Origin of the sequence: Paenisporosarcina sp. HGH0030 (genome assembly GCF_000411295.1) — a bacterium.
Classification (GTDB): Bacteria; Bacillota; Bacilli; order Bacillales_A; family Planococcaceae; genus Paenisporosarcina.
In genome coordinates, this window is record NZ_KE150421.1 from 610,265 (window position 1) to 626,873 (window position 16,609).

Below are 16,609 nucleotides of genomic sequence, written 5' to 3' on the forward strand. Positions count from 1 at the left end.
CACCCGTCGCATTTAGCAACGGGCTATTTTATTGTATCTGTTATTTTTTATTTTTTGTTTTATCTAAAAGATCAAAGATAATTTTGGCATTGTCTGTATTATCAATTTGTCCTGCCAATCGTTCTTTGTAAGGTCCGTAGGCAAATACTGGCACGTCTTCACCAGTGTGACCACCAGTTGTCCAGCCTGTATGAGAACGCTCATCAAAGATTTTTTCGATTGCATTATCGATATCAGTGACTTTTTTAGTCGTTGCAGCATCTTTAACAGATTGGATTTCTTGTGCTGTTAATGCTAATAGATTTTGATCTATATACGTTTTTAATGTCTTTTCAACATCTTCACCTTTAGCAATTTCAGCTGCCATAAAGTCTGGTGTGCGCTTAGCTGCTTTAATAGGCTGAGCAAACCAGTTATAAATTCCATCAGAACCAATAGAGTATCCGCCAGTTGAATGGTCAGCTGTAATAACAACTAATGTATGTTTGTCCTTTTTAGCAAAATCAATAGCGGCCTTCGCAGCTTTTTCAAAGTCTGCCATTTCACTCATTGCTCCAACTATATCATTATCATGACCGGCCCAGTCTACCTGGCTTCCTTCAACCATTAAGAAGAAACCATCTTTATCCTTGCTTAAACGTTGAATAGCTGATGTCGTCATATCTTGAAGAGAGGGAACTTCTTCTGTACGATCAATCATTTTAGGGAGACCGCCAGATGCAAACAATCCAAGAACCTGTCCTTTTTTATCTTTTGAAAGTTCCTCTTTGTTTGTTACATAACTATATCCGGATTTTTTGAATTCTTCTGTAAGATTGCGGTCAGGACGAACAAAATTTGAAGAACCGCCACCAAGGAGAACGTCAATTTTATGTTTGCCATTTATTAATTCATCGTAATAGTCATCAGCAATTGCATTCATATTTTTACGGTTTTCATCGTGTGCACCAAATGATGCTGGTGTTGCATGGGTTATTTCAGAAGTAGCGACAAGGCCAGTTGCTTTTCCATTTTCTTTGGCAGCCTCTAAAACGGTTTTCACTTCTGATTTATCGTTATCGACCCCAATTGCTGCATTATATGTTTTTACGCCAGCAGACATAGCTGTCGCAGCGGAAGCCGAATCAGTTATGTTTTGTGTTGGATCTTCCGGATAAGTCATCTGTTGTCCTATGAGATATTTATCAAATACTGTTCTTTCTACAACATTTGTTGAAGGATCATCATTAAAATAACGATAACCTGAAGTATAGGTTGACCCCATCCCATCCCCGATTAAGAAAATAACGTTTTTTATTTCCTTGTTTTCATTGCTTCTCTCTTTTTCTTCAGCTTGTACGTTGATACTGGTAATTGATGCAGCCAAACCACCTAATGCAAGAGTTGATACAACACAGATTGGAAGTAGCTTTTTCGTTATTTTAGTTTTAACCATCTGATTAACCTCCACCATTCAATTTAATATGATAACAAGTTTTACTATAAAGGTAGATTGTTAATATCCTATTAAACCAAAGTAAAAGTAAGTTAAGATGATGTAAATCTACAATATTCATTGAGTAACATTTGAAAAATAGGAGGGCTAACGATGCCCCAGGTGTCATAGTACTTGAAATGGTCATTATTTTACTGGATGTCTTATGGGAGCGTTGATCCAAGAAGGGATTAGCGTTTTTTTATTAAAATTTTTTCTAAAGAGGCAGGTTAGTTTAAGAAAAAACTTTTCTGTACTTGTTTCTTGATTACTCATTATTGAAAGTTGACATAAAACAAAAGTAAGAATAAACTGAATTTAACGTAAAAAAATTATTTTTACGTGGAGGTAATAACATGAACATAAATAAAGCAAAGAAAATGCTTGTTACTGAAACGGAACAATTGATGATGATTCGAAATTCGTTCAAATTGGAAATTTTGCAGCATTTGATTTACCCTCATTCTGCCAGCGAAGTGGCAAAGTTTATGAACCAAAGCCCTCAAAAGATGAATTATCATTTCAAGAAGCTCGAAAATGCGGGATTAATATGGAAAGTGGGAACACGCAACATACGGAACTTGGTTGAGGTACTTTATGAATCAGTAGCCGAGCAATACGTTGTGACGGAAAAAACAGATATTCAAACTGAATTTATCCAGCAATTAAAAGATCAGGGTCCATTGATGCATTTGTATGATTTGTCTGAGCAAATCAAAAAGGATACCGTCGAATTACTAAACATTGTAGATGATGCAGTTCATGTCCCGAGTGCCGCGTTGGATTTTCAAGTTCAATTTGTGAATGAAGATGAGCGCAAAGAGTTTTTGAACAAGTATATCGAGTTGGTTCACGATCTGGTTTCAAAATATCAGTCAGAAAAATCAACAGAAAACATTCATTTTAAAGCGCTAATGGCTGTATATCCAAAGATAAATGAAGGAGGAAAAGCTTAAATGAGTAAGGTTATGTTTGAAAATGAAAAAGTGGTGTACATTCCTTCGGAAAAAACTGTTCAAGAACAGACACAAATTCATACGGTAGGTACAGAGAGTCGCAAAGTCGAGATTCGGCAGGTTTCTTCCGGGTTTGGCGAAAGAAATTCTATAAAAATTCAAATGGCAGCATAAGGAGGTCAAACAAATGAGCAATGTTCCATTTGTGGTTGAAAAAAGTAACAGTGATGAAAGGTCTTACGATATTTATTCTAGATTGTTAAAGGATCGTATCATTCTAATCAGTGGTGAAATTGATGATTTGCTGGCAAGTAAAGTAATTGCACAGCTTCTATTCTTAAGTGGAGACAATCCTAATGAAGATATTCAACTATATATCAATTCACCTGGAGGATCTGTTACCGCAGGTTTTGCCATTTATGACACGATGCAGCATATTAAACCGGATGTCAGTACAACTTGCGTAGGAATGGCTGCATCCATGGGTGCATTTTTGCTTATCGGAGGGGAGTTGGGCAAAAGGTATGCCATGCCCAATAGCGAAGTTATGCTCCACCAACCTTTAGGGGGAGTTAGGGGGCAAGCTGCGGTTATGGATATCCATGCAAGGCACATTCTTGAAACGAGAACTCGTATGAACCGCATTATGTCTGAGCGTTCTAAAGTATCAATCGAAAAAATGAATGAACTGACAGATCGCGATCGTTTTTTCTTTGCCGAGGAAGCAAAAGAATTGGGATTGATTGATATCATCTTAAGTAAATAATAATTTCCAGAAGAGTTTCCTACTTCTGGAAAAGGAAGTTAACAGACATTGAGAACTGGCGCTAACGTCTTATAATTCAACGGGTGCTGTTCAAGAAACAGTCATAATATTTATAAATGATTAAACTTTCCTGTTTATTGTTCCTCTAAAAAACCGTTGGCGCGAACTGAACTGCCCCATAAAAGTTAGACACCAATCTAACTTTTATGGGGTGTTTATTTTGGCCAAATTTACAAAAGAACAAAAAATTTCAGCAGTTAAACGATACTTGGATGGCAACGAGGGATATTCAACTCTCTCAAAAGAAATTGGTGTGTCACAAGTTATTCTTCGAGAGTGGGTTGGACTTTACAAGGTTTGGGGTCCTGACATCTTTGATGTATCCTATACAACGTATTCTGCAGAGTTTAAACTGGAGGTACTAAACAATATGGCGGATACAGAAAGTTCTTCTCTCGATATTGCGGTCGAATATGGCATTACCTCACCAGCAATGATTAGAAGTTGGAGAAGAGCCTTCGAAAAAGAAGGTTACGACGCCCTGTTTCCCAATAGAAAGGTTCGTCCTCCTATGAAAAAGAAATCAGAAGATAAGAAAGAGTTAACAGAGATTGATCAGTTGAAGGAGAAGGTCAAACTTTTAGAGATGGAAAACGCGTACCTAAAAAAGTTGAAAGCTTTGGTTCAAGAACAGGAAAGGTCACAAATAAAATCAAGACGCAAGTAATCCTTGAACTGAAGCATCTCTACCAGGTCACCGACCTTATTAAAGTGGCCAGTATCAAACGGAGTGTCTATTACTACTGGGAACAGCGGTTGAATGCGCCAGACAAATATGAACTGGTAAAGAAGGCCATCACGGAGATCTACCACGAGCATAAGGGACGTTACGGGTATCGACGTATCACGATAGAACTCGAAAACAGAGGCTTCAAACATAATCCCAAGACCATCCTTCGTCTCATGAATGACATGGGACTGAAGTGCCTGGTCCGTATGAAAAAGTACCGTTCTTACAAAGGGAATGTCGGTCATATCGCTCCAAATCATCTGAATCGTGATTTCCGTGCGGATAAAATGAACCAGAAGTGGGTCACGGACGTGACAGAGTTCCACCTGTTTGGAGAGAAACGCTACCTGTCACCCATCATGGATCTGTGCAATGGGGAAATCATCGCTTTCAAGGTCATGGCACGCCCAGTATATGAACTCGTAAGTGATATGTTAGATCAGGCTTTGGAAAAGTTGTGTCCTGAGGATAACGTCATCCTCCACTCAGATCAAGGCTGGCATTATCAACATGCGAAATTCGTCAAGACACTCGATGCACACGGCATCACCCAGAGCATGTCCCGTAAGGGAAACTGTCTCGACAACGCAGCCATGGAGAGTTTCTTTGCCATCTTGAAGTCCGAACTTCTCTATCTGCAAGACTTTCGAGACATCGCTCATTTTGAGAGAGAACTGGACGAGTTTATGGATTACTACAACAACAAGCGTATCAAGGCAAAATTAAAGAACCTGAGCCCAGTGAAATACCGGAGTCAGGTCCTTAAATCTGCATAATTTTCATGTTTAACTTTTTTGGTTCAGTTCAGAACACGCCAACGGTTTTTTAGCTTTCCTTATTAATCGGGATTATTGAGAAGTACCTGCATTCACCAGAAAATAATGGCAAGTCTGGTGCAGTAACAAGAGCAGAATTAATCTCCCATAAGTGCTACCCATATTGGGTGCGACAGACTGTGATGCACCGTGGTCGTTGGTGTCAGACTCACGGGAGGGCTTTACCGCACCATAGTTCAGCGACCTTCATCTCCTAGCCGTAGTAATTTATACGGCTGGTTATTGCGATGCATGGGTGCAAACGGGGGAGGTTAGTTGTGAAATTTTGTTCTTTAAATTGGAACTTATTTGAATTTTAACCGTATGAAGTAAAGGATAGCTATCACCGAAAGCCGAATTTTAGGAAAACCACTACGATGATTGTGGTATTTCATACAGAAAGGCAATGAAATAACAGTTGAGCTGATTTTTACTGAAGTTTTTTGGAAAAGCGTAAAACGGGGAGGGAAATGTATCTTTGAACAACAGTTTTATCATAAAGTAGCGAAATCACCTGCGAAATTTTTAATATTTACAATCATCATTATTCTTTTTTTTACGGGAATCACATTTACGTTTGTGATTCCTGGATTGAAGGGATTTAGTTTGTATATTATGATTGTTTCTTTATTGATATATTTTGTGGTTGCGAACATATTTGTAGGGCTATCTAAAGAAAGAATATGGTTTGTCTTTATTGGCAGCTTGATTTTAAGTAGCCTTGGGATGGGATGGCGTTTATGGCTTGAATGGGGAGAATATAGTTTAGTTGAACATATGAATCCAGTAGTTTACGTTGGTTACCCAAGTATTATCGCTTTCATCATTACAGCAATTTATAGCTTTAGTAGTTCGTATTTGGAAAGAAAGTTAAATGAAAAAAAGCGATCTGTGTTTTGATAGGTAGTATTCGTGGACGTTTCTGTATTAGGCAGAATGCTCTTTCGCTAACTGGCAGAATTCCTGTGTACACGAATATTGCTAATCGTTATGAATGAAGATCGTATGTCTTTAATTAAGTAACGGGTGCTTTACTTTAATAGAACGGTTTAGGAGGAATGATATGAAAAATATTATACAAATTTTGTTGGGAATCACCGTTATTGGTTTGGCTACATACTCACTAATATCTCCTGAATATGACTATATATTACTTCCAATAATGAACTTGGTAATGGCTTTACTACTTGCAGTGATAGGTTTATCTGTAATGAAAGATAATCATAAAAATGTAGGTATATTATTGTTGGTTACGTCTGGACTTTTATTTGTTGTTGCAAGTGCTAAACTTATTTTCGACTAACGGATGCCATGGTCAAGTAGAGCAACGTCATTTGAGACGTTGCTTTTTTTATATTTAAAAAGTAATTCCGATAAAACTTCTTCAGCAGCCTTCAGGTTAGTAGAAAACATAAACTCAAAGATCGCTTTCTCGATAGCAAAAGTTCGATTTACCTTTACCTTTCGGTTAAAAATTTGGGTATTTTCTCCCTTTTTATTTGAAAAATCATCCATTATTCTATTTTTCAATGATTTTTTATAAGTACGTAATATGTAATTTGATTCAATTATTTCATAAATCTTTTAATTAAAACTCAACTTGTGTTAACCTATTAATTAATTAGGTTAACACAAGTCTTTTTTAGGTTAATCTTTAAGATAATAGGAAAATGAGGGAATTACATTGCAACATTTTTGGGTGGTAGGTACTGATACAGATGTTGGAAAAACGTTTATCACAACAGTATTCATGCGTCATCTCCAAATGCAGGGACATAGAGTAATACCTTACAAACCTGTACAAACGGGTGAAGTCATGGATAAAGGTCGCTATTATTATCAGGACACAACCAGTTATTTAGAATATAGCTTACATCCCTTAGCTCAAGAGGCACTGAATACATACTCTTTTTCGACACCTGCATCACCGCATTTTTCAGCGGAACTTGAAGGGGAAACTATAAAAGAAGACAGGCTGCTTAAAGCGATTGAAAAGTTAAAACTAGAATATGACACGGTTATTTGTGAGGGGGCTGGAGGACTATATGTGCCACTTCATTCGGATACTACTTTGACATTGTTAGATGTTATCCAGCAATCAGCACTTCCTGTCATACTCGTAGCAAATACGAAGCTCGGCACAATCAATCACACTTTGTTGTCTGTAAATGCGCTGAAGGCACGTAATATCGAAATACTAGGTATTGTGTTCAACAAATTCGAGCAGAGTGCATTAGAAAAAAATAATATCGACACAATACGTCGATTTACCGCTGTTCCATACGTGGTAATTGAGGCGAATCGTACGATTGAAAGCTTTGATGATGAATCGGTTTTTGAAAGGTTGTTGACCGATGACATATAAAGAACTTCAAGCCCGTGACCTTAAACATATTTGGCATCCTTGCTCACAAATGAAAGACTATGAATCCTTTCCACCGATTGTGATAGACCATGGCAAAGGGGTGTGGTTGTACGACAATCAAGGAAATCGCTATTTAGATGCAGTTTCCTCATGGTGGGTCAATTTATTTGGCCATGCGAATCCGCGTATTAGCAAGGCTTTAGCAGAGCAAGCACAAAAATTGGAGCACGTTATTTTTGCGAACTTTACCCATGAGCCTGCGATACATGTGGCTGAGAAACTCGTTGCACTGACACCAAAAGGTTTGGAAAAAGTGTTTTTTGCCGATAACGGATCCGCGGCCATTGAGGTCGCGCTAAAAATGAGCTTTCAGTACCGTGCCCAAACGAATCAGCCGAAGAAAAAACGGTTTTTAGCATTTACAAATGCCTATCATGGCGAAACACTCGGTGCCTTGTCCGTTGGAGGAGTCGGTTTATACAACGAAGTATTTGCTCCTCTGTTATTAAACGTTGTACATACACAGGGACCGGATTGTTTTCGCTGTCCTTTTGGCGAATCACCAACGACCTGCAGCGCTCCTTGTACACAGTATGTAGAAGAACAATTGAAGCAATATGCCGATACGATTTCTGCTGCCATTATTGAACCGTTAATTCAAGCGGCAGCAGGAATGAAAATGTATCCGCCTGTTTTCCTGAAAAAATTAAGGGCATTATGCGATGAATATGATGTGCATCTAATAGCTGATGAGGTGGCGGTCGGGTTTGGCCGTACGGGTACATTCTTTGCATGCGAGCAAGCTGATATTACACCGGATTTTTTATGTTTATCCAAAGGCATTACGGGTGGCTATTTACCGCTTTCCGCTGTATTGACAACGAATGAGATATTTAACGCCTTTTATGACGACTACGGAACGATGAAGGCATTTTTACATTCGCATAGTTATTCAGGTAACCCACTCGCACTACGTGTAGCACAGGAAGTATTGGCCATTTTTGAAGAAGAAGAAGTGTTGACAAAGTTAGTAGCCAAACAAGAATTGTTAAAAAAATTAGCAAAAAGAGCATTTGAACATTTACCTTATGTAGGTGAATATCGTCAAACTGGCTTCGTTGGGGCAATTGAATTAGTTGCAAATAAAGAGACGAAGTCGTCATTCCCAAGTGAAGAGCGAATCGGCTATCAAATTTATCAGCGTGCACTAGAGAAAGGGCTCCTGATCCGTCCGCTCGGTAATATTATTTATTTCATGCCACCTTATGTCATTTCAGAAGATGAAATCGAATGGATGATTGGGACAACGAGAGTAGTTATCGAACAATTTTTCAAAGACAGGGGAATATAAATTGAAAAACTCACGAACTTTATCGCTTACCCTTGTTGCGGTTTTTGCTGCAATGACCGCAATTGGCGCTTTTATTAAAATTCCGTTACCCGTTGTGCCCTTTACACTACAAATTATTGTCGTGTATTTAGCAGGTTCATTATTAGGAAGTAAGCGAGGTCTTCAAAGTCAGTTGGTTTATGTCCTCGTCGGTTTAGCGGGACTTCCTGTCTTTACTCAAGGCGGAGGTATTATGTATGTATTACAGCCGACATTTGGTTATTTAATTGGCTTCGTTGTAGGTGCATATGTGATCGGCTTCATCATTGAACGCGTCGAGCAACCTACACGCAAACACTTTATTGTTGCGAATTTGATTGGAACTGCTGTCATTTATGCGATTGGTGTACCTTATCTTTACCTGGCATTAAATCTTTGGCTGGACGTACCAACTAACCTATCACATGTACTGGCAGTAGGGCTGTTAAATACGGTAGGTGTTGACATTGCACTTGCTATTTTTACGAGTTTAATAGCTACTCGTATATATCCATTTTTGAAAACAATACATTCAACGAAAAGAGGCACACAAAATGAACTGGCAAACATTAGCTCAGGAAGTCATTGACGGTAAAGAAATAACAAATGAAGAGGCACTGGCAATTTTAACAACGGAAGATGATGAACTGCTACCCCTACTGCATGGTGCTTTTACAATCCGTAAGCATTATTACGGGAAAAAAGTGAAATTAAATATGATTATGAATGCGAAAAGTGGCTATTGCCCAGAGGACTGCGGTTATTGTTCACAATCGTCAAGATCAACTGCACCAATCGAAAAATATCCGTTTATATCCAAAGAAGAAATATTGGCAGGTGCTAAGCATGCATTTGAAAATCAAATCGGTACATTTTGTATCGTTGCAAGTGGCCGTGGTCCAACACGTAGAGACGTAAATGTTGTCAGTGAGGCAGTAGAAGAAATTAAAGAGAAATACGGATTGAAAGTATGTGCTTGCTTAGGACTTTTAAAAGAAGAACAAGCCGAGCAGCTGAAAAATGCTGGTGTCGATCGCTATAATCATAACTTAAATACATCTGAACGCCATCACGATTACATCACGACTTCACATACATATGCAGATCGTGTGAATACGGTGGAAATTGTAAAAAAACATGGTATCTCTCCATGTTCAGGAGCAATCGTTGGTATGAAAGAAACGAAGGAAGATGTAGTTGATATTACGCGTGCACTTCGCCGTCTGGATGCGGATTCGATACCAGTAAATTTCCTACATGCTATTGATGGTACAAAACTGGAAGGTACAAACGAACTGAACCCACGCTATTGCTTGAAGGTACTGGCATTGTTCCGTTTTATGAATCCAACAAAAGAGATTCGTATTTCGGGTGGTCGCGAGGTGAATCTTGGTTCACTTCAACCATTGGGTCTATATGCAGCAAACAGTATTTTCGTTGGCGATTATTTAACGACAGAAGGTCAAGCGGAGAATAAAGACTATTTAATGTTGCAAGATCTAGGCTTCGAAATAGAGCTTGCAGAAAAGCAAGCATCATTATGTGAAGCTTAACTTAATCAGGCAGTGACATATATTACATGTTTCACCAAACGACAAGGTGTTAATGGAAGATTTAAAAGTAGTGATAATGGGAAAAATAGGTAAATGTGAGTTAGAAACTACTCTGTTTAGTCTAAGTAACTTTCAAAATTCTTTTTTAAAACTATTTTTTATATAGAAGAAACCATTTTGATTTTTGTCAAAATGGTTTCTTTTAGTTTGATGCTAAAAAAACATTCCAATATTTTGAATTTTTCGGGATGAATATTACATATATTTATGTTAAAATTTTCTAGTTAACGAGACTATATTTCATATATAGGGAGGGTGATATAGGTTAGGAAGATATTTGAGCTAGTTTCAAATATTTGTGTTATTTGTGGATACATATTAAATACTGAGATTAGAAGTTGAGGGATGCCAATGTGGAACATTTTAAAGACTTGTTTAATCCTAGAGAAATCAAATAAAAAAAATATTTTTGCTTGTATTTTCGTAGCAGTAGTTATTTTTGGCTTGATGTTATTTGTGAAAACTGAGGATTTAGGAAACAAAGTTAAAGAAATATCTGGTGAATCTCAATCGCTTTCATTAGCGTTGAGTAAATTTCAAAATGTAGACGCAACTGATGACGGAAATGGCAGTGACTTATATAAGAATTTAGCACTTCAACGTCAATATGTAGCTAAGCAAAGCATGTCACTAACAATGGAACGACCAGAATTATTTGTAGATACAGCGATAGACCTTGCAAATTTAAGAGCTAACTCATTTGATATGGAGGGCTTTGATAGTGTTGCGAGTTATCTACCTACAAAAGTAGAAAATCAATTAGATCGAGTGTTTTATCAATCTATTAAGAAAACCGGAATGTCGTTTTCCATAGATTCATTATCTTTCTTTCCATTTCTTGCTTATCTATTTGGTGTACTAGGTTCAGTTTGGTTTATTTTCATGTGTATGTATTCATGTGGAATCATGATTGAGGACTTCCAACATACATCTTTAATTAAGGGGTATCCAATCACGTTTGATAAGTATGTAATAGCTAAATGTATCTCATTAATGCTCATAGTAGGTATATTTCTTCTAGAGTTATTTGTTTGCAGTCTACCGTTAATTTATTTTAAGGGATTTGGTAATCCTTCATTTCCGATTGCTATCTTTGATGGTATTTTTGAAGTTTATCCAATATACCAATATCTAGGTGTATCTATGCTTTATATGATTTTGATTTCCATTTTTACAATACTATTATCAATAATATTAAATGTTTTATTGAAGAATATGTATTTGACGCTTTTTGTGCAATTATTATTGTATATTTTCCCTATATTATTTCCAAACATGATAAACCTTGTACCGTTTAATCCGTTTAATTTTTTGAATTTTCCGGGTATTTTGAATGGGCAATCTCTCGGCCTGGCAAACCCAGTCGTCCTAAATAGCACACATGGTCTTATCTATATCGGGATTAGTATTGCCATAATGGTAGTCGCTGTAAAGTACTTCTTGACTACTGGGAAACTTAAAAAGATATAGGGGAGTGAGGAATGTTGGCGTATTTTAAGTTTGAATTTTTCCAATTTATTAGCAATAAGAAAAATATTGCAATTTATGTCATTCTACTTTTTTTCTCATGTTATTATGCACTAATAATTGCTCCAACATATAACCCTATTGAAAAAGTAGATGAAAGTGAAATTGAAGCACGGTATCTAACAAGGGAGGAATTTCTAAATAATGTTGAGTTTAGTGCAGGAACACATTTTTTAACTCTTTTTGCTATAGAAATATACCCAGAATGGAATGAATATGATAAAGGACGATTAGAAGCTATTAAACATCACAATCTGAAAGAGTATGCTGAGGCCACTTCTAAGTGGTATGCGTACGCTGATAATATGATTTTTTACAGGGGAATGGGTGTCCTATTTTATAACCCGGGGTATTACACATTTGGAAATAATTATGCAACGATGGACGGACACTATGCCTATTTACATTCTGCAAGTCGATACGAAGGATATACAGAAGGGAAATCGAGTTTATCTGTAAATGTTTTCGAAGAAAGGACAGCCTTACAAACATTGCAACGTCTGTTACACTCTTACCTTCCGCTAATTCTCATTGTTAGCTGTATATTCTTCACGGTGGATATCGTGTTGAAGGATCGCCGGAATCCAACACTGTTACAAGGCTTACCACTATCAAATTGGAGAAAGTTGCTTGTAAAAGGAGGAGTTGCCTTACTAGGTAGCATCCTATCAATTATTCCACTCTCTGTTGGTTTATTGATAATTGGTGGACGAAATGGATTTGGAGATTTTGATTTACCTGTACCGATATATTCTGCTGATGAAAAATTATTTTCAAATATAATGCTATGGGAATATCTAATACAAAACATGCTCTTTATGGTTTTCTGGTTTTTATTCATCATTTCATTACTACTTCTTGTGAGTGTAATGTTAAAAAATGAGTTTGCAAATTTATTGGTAGGTAGTGTGTTTGTTATTGCTGAATTTATCTATTTTGATAGAGGTAATGGGACAGTTTGGAATGTTCAGTGGACTCCAACGAGCTATGTTCAAGTTGGGCAAATTATCTCGGGGTATCGAAACTATCTTTATAATTCCAAAGCACTCACATTTGAAGGCGGACTCTCCATATTAGGATTGTGTACGTGTATTTTTCTGTTATCCACTTTCTTGATTAGTAATCAAAGAAAGTTTAAGCTACTTTAGTTTGATAGAGATGGAGTGAAGATATGATTGAATTAAAAAATATTGGTGTTCACTTTTCAAGTAGAGACATTTTAAAAGATGTTTCGGTGATGTTCAATCCGGGAGAAATTATTGGTTTGGTGGCTCCGAATGGGACTGGAAAGTCAACGCTTATGAATGTAATCATGAATTATATCAACCCAAACAGTGGGAAAGTCATTCTAAATCATAAGTTAGAATATACAAATAAAAAGAATGAAGTGAAAATACATCAACTAGTATCCATGATGCCTGATCAAGGTGACTTATATAATCAGATTTCGGGAAAAGAGCATTTAAAAATTTATTCCTCTATGTGGAACAGTAACCCAAAATTGATTGACAGTATAATAAATGAACTAGGAATGGCGTCATATATAGACAAGAAAACAGGAACGTATTCTTTGGGGATGCGCCAAAGACTTTGTTTTGCAATGCAAATTGTATCAGATACCCAAGTCATGTTAATGGACGAAGTGATGAACGGATTGGATCCTACTCATGTCGAACTTATTTCAAAAATACTAGTTAAAAAGAAAATCGAAGGAAAGACGATTATTGTGGCTTCTCATTTATTAGAAAACTTAGAAAAATATGCGAACCGTATTTTCTTTATGAAAAATGGAGAATTGATACTAGTCAATGCCATATCCCCAGGGTTTGAAGAAAGAGAAATCACAACCGTAAGAGTAAAAGAAATGACAGAGATGACAAAAGAAAAGTTTTCAAAAGAGTTTCCAGATACAAACGTACAATCATTGCCAAATGGCGGTACTCTATTAGATGTGCGCGGATATGATTCGGGGAAATTAGGAAATATAGTAGAGTTTCTTAATGAAAATCAATTAACAGAGTTTAGTTTCGGGAAAATAACATTAAATGACTTGTATTCAATGTATTATCAAGAAGGCTGAGGTTATAGGAAAATACCAAAGTCAGATTATGCTTACGTTCTAAGCTATCGTAATCATACTTTTATTAACTACTATACTCTTGAATTTTTAAGACAAAGATGTATGAGTAAGACGGTTTAGTCACTATGTAGGATAGTTAAGATGGGATAAAACTCATTATCGTGGGAAAGCTAGCCTTGGTGATGAAAATGAAAAATGGATGGATATTAATAATATTTATTGTTTTAGGAGTGTTTTCTTTATCTATACATTCTGAAGAGGCAACACTCTTCAGTGATGCATCTAATAAAGATGAAATACTGGAGAGTTCATATATTTCTTCTGATGTAAAGATGCCTGGAATTAGGGAGAAAGTATCCTTTGAACGGTATGAAATTGTCGCAAAGTCAACTGAAGAGAATATTACATTGTATGCAAAAAAAATGGAGGACTTAGAGAGCCAATATCGAGATTTTAAAATCGATTTCAAAGGTGAAACATACTCCAGACCTTTTTGGATGAACGTTACTAACCCTACGTATGCCCCGGAAATTTTTTACGAAGATATTAACAAAGACCAGAAGAAAGAGCTAATAATAATTTTAACGCGGGGATATGGTACTGGTGCTTTACTTGAAGAGGTTTATGTTTATAGATATACAAATGGATTGATTGACGTGCTAGTTGATGATCCTATAGCAATAATCAATAAAAACGTAAAAACCAAGTTAACGACTGAAAAAGCAGAAATAAGAATAGGTGACAAAGAATATAAAATTGATTTGGCCCCTTTACAAATAAATCCTACAAACTTATTTGAGGAAATTGCTTTTGGCGGTGTAATAAAATATGAAGTAAAAGACCAACAACTTACCGCTACACTCCCAGCTCAAATTACTGCAGCTGGCTATCTTGGTGAAATAGTTATTGTATATGAATTTCGTGACAAAATGTATCAAGCAAAAACAATTGAATTCCAACCTAGTGAGTTATTGAAAAAACGGGTGGAGTAGTTAAAAGAGCAGCGATTAAAAAATCATTGCTCTTTACTAATTAATTTATTTGTTCAATGAAAGGACCATTATGCATGTTTACTTCGAGTGACGGCTCATCTTGACGTTTCTTGAAATTTAATATTAACTACTTCTTCAGTTTCGGTATTATATTCAATTCTTACATAAACGCCGAATTCTCTGTTACCATCTTTTAACCATAATTTAAATTTTTCAATGGTTGTATTCTCTTTAGATTCGCTTCCTTCATGTAGATAGTCAATAATATCTGCATTGGGATATTTAGATTTTGTCTCTGACATAGCGAGCTGTCCCCACTTAGCGTAAGCTGGAATTTCTCCTTGTGCATTAGCAATAGACGGAATATGTGTTGGTGTTGAATTAGCTGTAATAATAATTCCAAGTGCAATAATTGTTTTTCGCATAATTAATCTCAACTCCTTTTTTATAGGATGAGTCATTTGCTTAAATTCATTCAATCCATACCTCTTTAGATGTTACTGACTCAAGGCCAGCTCGCCAATATCTCTGGTACGTAATAGAACGCGCATTTTATAAAAATATAAAATGTGCGTTCTCTCATTTTCATTAAATAATCAATTCTAGTTTTTTCGCTACTATATTATTTCAACAACTCTTTCACACAGTGATGACAACTTTTCCTTGAGCGTGACCTTCTTCAAAATACCTGAAAGCATCAGGTACTTCACTGATCTTATAACATCTATCAATAACTGGTTTTACTTTGCCGGCTTCAAGTAGTTCTTTCATAAAAATCAGATCTTTTTGGTTTGCACTTTGTAACATGGTACCCATTTTTTTATTGCTGATAAATGAATGCCAAGGTCCAAGTACCATTGCCTGGGTTAGTTGTGCACCGGCACCTCCGACCATAACATAATTTCCTTTGGGATTTAATGAACGCTTATAAGCAGAAATGGGTTTGTATCCGTTAACAGCAAGAATCAGGTCATAACGCTCCGCTTTTTTTGTGAAATCTTCCTTGGTATAGTCAATGACATGGGCTGCTCCAATCGATTGCACGATGTCCACATTTCTCGTACTGCAAACAGCAGTTACCTCAGCCCCAAAAGACTTGGCAATCTGTACTGCGAAAGTACCCACGCCACCAGAGGCACCATTAATCAATACTTTTTGACCTGACTGAATTTTGCCTTTATCCCGGAGACCCTGTAAGGCTGTGACTCCCGCCATAGGTACAGCAGCAGCTTCCACAAAGGAAATATTGGCTGGCTTTATGGCCAATGCATTTTCAGGAACAGCTACATATTCGGCAAATCCAGACCACCCACAACTAGATAGATCTCCGAATACCTCATCGCCTGGTTGAAACTGTTTAACATATTTTCCGACTGCTTCAACACGACCCGCTATGTCACCGCCAGGTATGGAGTATTTGGGTTTTAGAAGTCCGAAAGCAAAGCGGGCTAAGAACGGTTCTCCTCTCAAAAGTACCAGGTTACCATAGTTCACGGATGCTGCATGAATCTTAACGAGTACTTGATTGTCCTCGGGAGTGGGTTTTTCCACCTCTGACATTTCAAGAACATCAGGTGAACCATATTTGTAACACACAATAGCTTTCAGAATTTTTCCTCCTAATTCCCTTCGAATTCTTCCTTAAAGACTATAAAGATTGTCTTATTTATAGATATTCCAGTAAAGAGTTAATCAAGACTGGTATTTGTAAAAAATCACACTAGTTAGATTAACAACGATTGACTACAAGTAAGAGCTGGATACTTAAAAATGTTAAAAAGTCACTAGCATTTTCATTTGGACAAAAAAATGTCACAAGCATTAATGACGTCATATGACTGATTATTTGATACGATGTTAGG

Annotated in this window: 16 protein-coding genes and 1 pseudogene; 14 read left to right on the forward strand and 3 right to left on the reverse strand. The window is 36.7% G+C overall.

The annotated features are described in order from the left end of the window. Positions 1–40: 40 nt before the first annotated feature. Complete coding sequence (locus tag HMPREF1210_RS03055; protein ID WP_016427138.1) at positions 41–1,435, reverse strand: alkaline phosphatase; 1,395 nt, start codon at positions 1,433–1,435, stop codon at positions 41–43. Positions 1,436–1,830: 395 nt separating this feature from the next. Between HMPREF1210_RS03055 and HMPREF1210_RS03060 the strand changes: the two genes are divergently transcribed. The 14 genes and pseudogenes from HMPREF1210_RS03060 to HMPREF1210_RS03130 all read left to right on the forward strand — a co-directional run bounded on the left by HMPREF1210_RS03060 (position 1,831) and on the right by HMPREF1210_RS03130 (position 14,747). Then, positions 1,831–2,430: a helix-turn-helix domain-containing protein gene (locus HMPREF1210_RS03060; RefSeq protein WP_016427139.1), complete on the forward strand. Its 600-nt coding sequence runs from the start codon at positions 1,831–1,833 to the stop codon at positions 2,428–2,430. Then, the gene (locus tag HMPREF1210_RS17925; protein WP_016427140.1) at positions 2,431–2,604 is read left to right on the forward strand and encodes a hypothetical protein; all 174 of its coding nucleotides are present in this window, start codon (positions 2,431–2,433) and stop codon (positions 2,602–2,604) included. It begins immediately after the preceding gene. A gap of 10 nt (positions 2,605–2,614) precedes the next feature. Continuing rightward, positions 2,615–3,196: pseudogene (locus tag HMPREF1210_RS03065) on the forward strand (ATP-dependent Clp protease proteolytic subunit); the annotation flags it as partial. A 220-nt stretch (positions 3,197–3,416) separates the two neighbouring features. Then, positions 3,417–4,762 (forward strand): IS3 family transposase gene (locus tag HMPREF1210_RS17500; RefSeq protein ID WP_147640285.1). Its coding sequence is split into 2 segments (ribosomal slippage): positions 3,417–3,891 and positions 3,891–4,762, totalling 1,347 coding nucleotides; the frame shifts between segments, so codons are not numbered across the junction. 645 nt (positions 4,763–5,407) lie between these two features. Next, the gene (locus HMPREF1210_RS03080; protein WP_231391044.1) at positions 5,408–5,701 is read left to right on the forward strand and encodes a hypothetical protein; all 294 of its coding nucleotides are present in this window, start codon (positions 5,408–5,410) and stop codon (positions 5,699–5,701) included. Positions 5,702–5,864: 163 nt separating this feature from the next. Next, on the forward strand, positions 5,865–6,104 hold the full coding sequence (locus HMPREF1210_RS03085; RefSeq protein WP_016427145.1) for a hypothetical protein: 240 nt from the start codon (positions 5,865–5,867) through the stop codon (positions 6,102–6,104). A gap of 381 nt (positions 6,105–6,485) precedes the next feature. After that, positions 6,486–7,166: a dethiobiotin synthase gene (bioD, locus tag HMPREF1210_RS03095; RefSeq protein WP_016427146.1), complete on the forward strand. Its 681-nt coding sequence runs from the start codon at positions 6,486–6,488 to the stop codon at positions 7,164–7,166. Beyond that, positions 7,156–8,517 carry an adenosylmethionine--8-amino-7-oxononanoate transaminase gene (gene bioA, locus HMPREF1210_RS03100; RefSeq protein ID WP_016427147.1) on the forward strand — a complete coding sequence of 454 codons (1,362 nt, stop codon included), beginning with the start codon at positions 7,156–7,158 and terminating at the stop codon, positions 8,515–8,517. Before bioD ends, bioA begins: the two co-directional genes overlap by 11 nt. Positions 8,518–8,569: 52 nt before the next feature. Then, positions 8,570–9,124: a biotin transporter BioY gene (locus tag HMPREF1210_RS03105; protein ID WP_051123212.1), complete on the forward strand. Its 555-nt coding sequence runs from the start codon at positions 8,570–8,572 to the stop codon at positions 9,122–9,124. Continuing rightward, positions 9,090–10,088 carry a biotin synthase BioB gene (gene bioB, locus HMPREF1210_RS03110; protein ID WP_016427149.1) on the forward strand — a complete coding sequence of 333 codons (999 nt, stop codon included), beginning with the start codon at positions 9,090–9,092 and terminating at the stop codon, positions 10,086–10,088. Before HMPREF1210_RS03105 ends, bioB begins: the two co-directional genes overlap by 35 nt. A gap of 411 nt (positions 10,089–10,499) precedes the next feature. Next, positions 10,500–11,618, forward strand: coding sequence for an ABC transporter permease (locus tag HMPREF1210_RS03115; RefSeq protein ID WP_016427150.1), 1,119 nt, complete (start codon positions 10,500–10,502; stop codon positions 11,616–11,618). A gap of 11 nt (positions 11,619–11,629) precedes the next feature. Then, positions 11,630–12,823 (forward strand): hypothetical protein, encoded by a 1,194-nt coding sequence (locus HMPREF1210_RS03120; RefSeq protein ID WP_016427151.1) that lies wholly within the window; start codon positions 11,630–11,632, stop codon positions 12,821–12,823. 23 nt (positions 12,824–12,846) lie between these two features. Further along, positions 12,847–13,755 carry an ABC transporter ATP-binding protein gene (locus HMPREF1210_RS03125; protein ID WP_016427152.1) on the forward strand — a complete coding sequence of 303 codons (909 nt, stop codon included), beginning with the start codon at positions 12,847–12,849 and terminating at the stop codon, positions 13,753–13,755. A 188-nt stretch (positions 13,756–13,943) separates the two neighbouring features. Then, positions 13,944–14,747 carry a hypothetical protein gene (locus HMPREF1210_RS03130; RefSeq protein WP_231391045.1) on the forward strand — a complete coding sequence of 268 codons (804 nt, stop codon included), beginning with the start codon at positions 13,944–13,946 and terminating at the stop codon, positions 14,745–14,747. 95 nt (positions 14,748–14,842) lie between these two features. On the opposite strand, the gene HMPREF1210_RS03135 is transcribed toward HMPREF1210_RS03130, so the two are convergent. Both HMPREF1210_RS03135 and HMPREF1210_RS03140 read right to left on the reverse strand, forming a co-directional pair. Further along, on the reverse strand, positions 14,843–15,172 hold the full coding sequence (locus HMPREF1210_RS03135; RefSeq protein WP_016427154.1) for a YqzG/YhdC family protein: 330 nt from the start codon (positions 15,170–15,172) through the stop codon (positions 14,843–14,845). Between the two features lie 214 nt (positions 15,173–15,386). Beyond that, positions 15,387–16,307 carry an NAD(P)-dependent alcohol dehydrogenase gene (locus HMPREF1210_RS03140; RefSeq protein ID WP_081637819.1) on the reverse strand — a complete coding sequence of 307 codons (921 nt, stop codon included), beginning with the start codon at positions 16,305–16,307 and terminating at the stop codon, positions 15,387–15,389. Positions 16,308–16,609 lie beyond the last annotated feature (302 nt).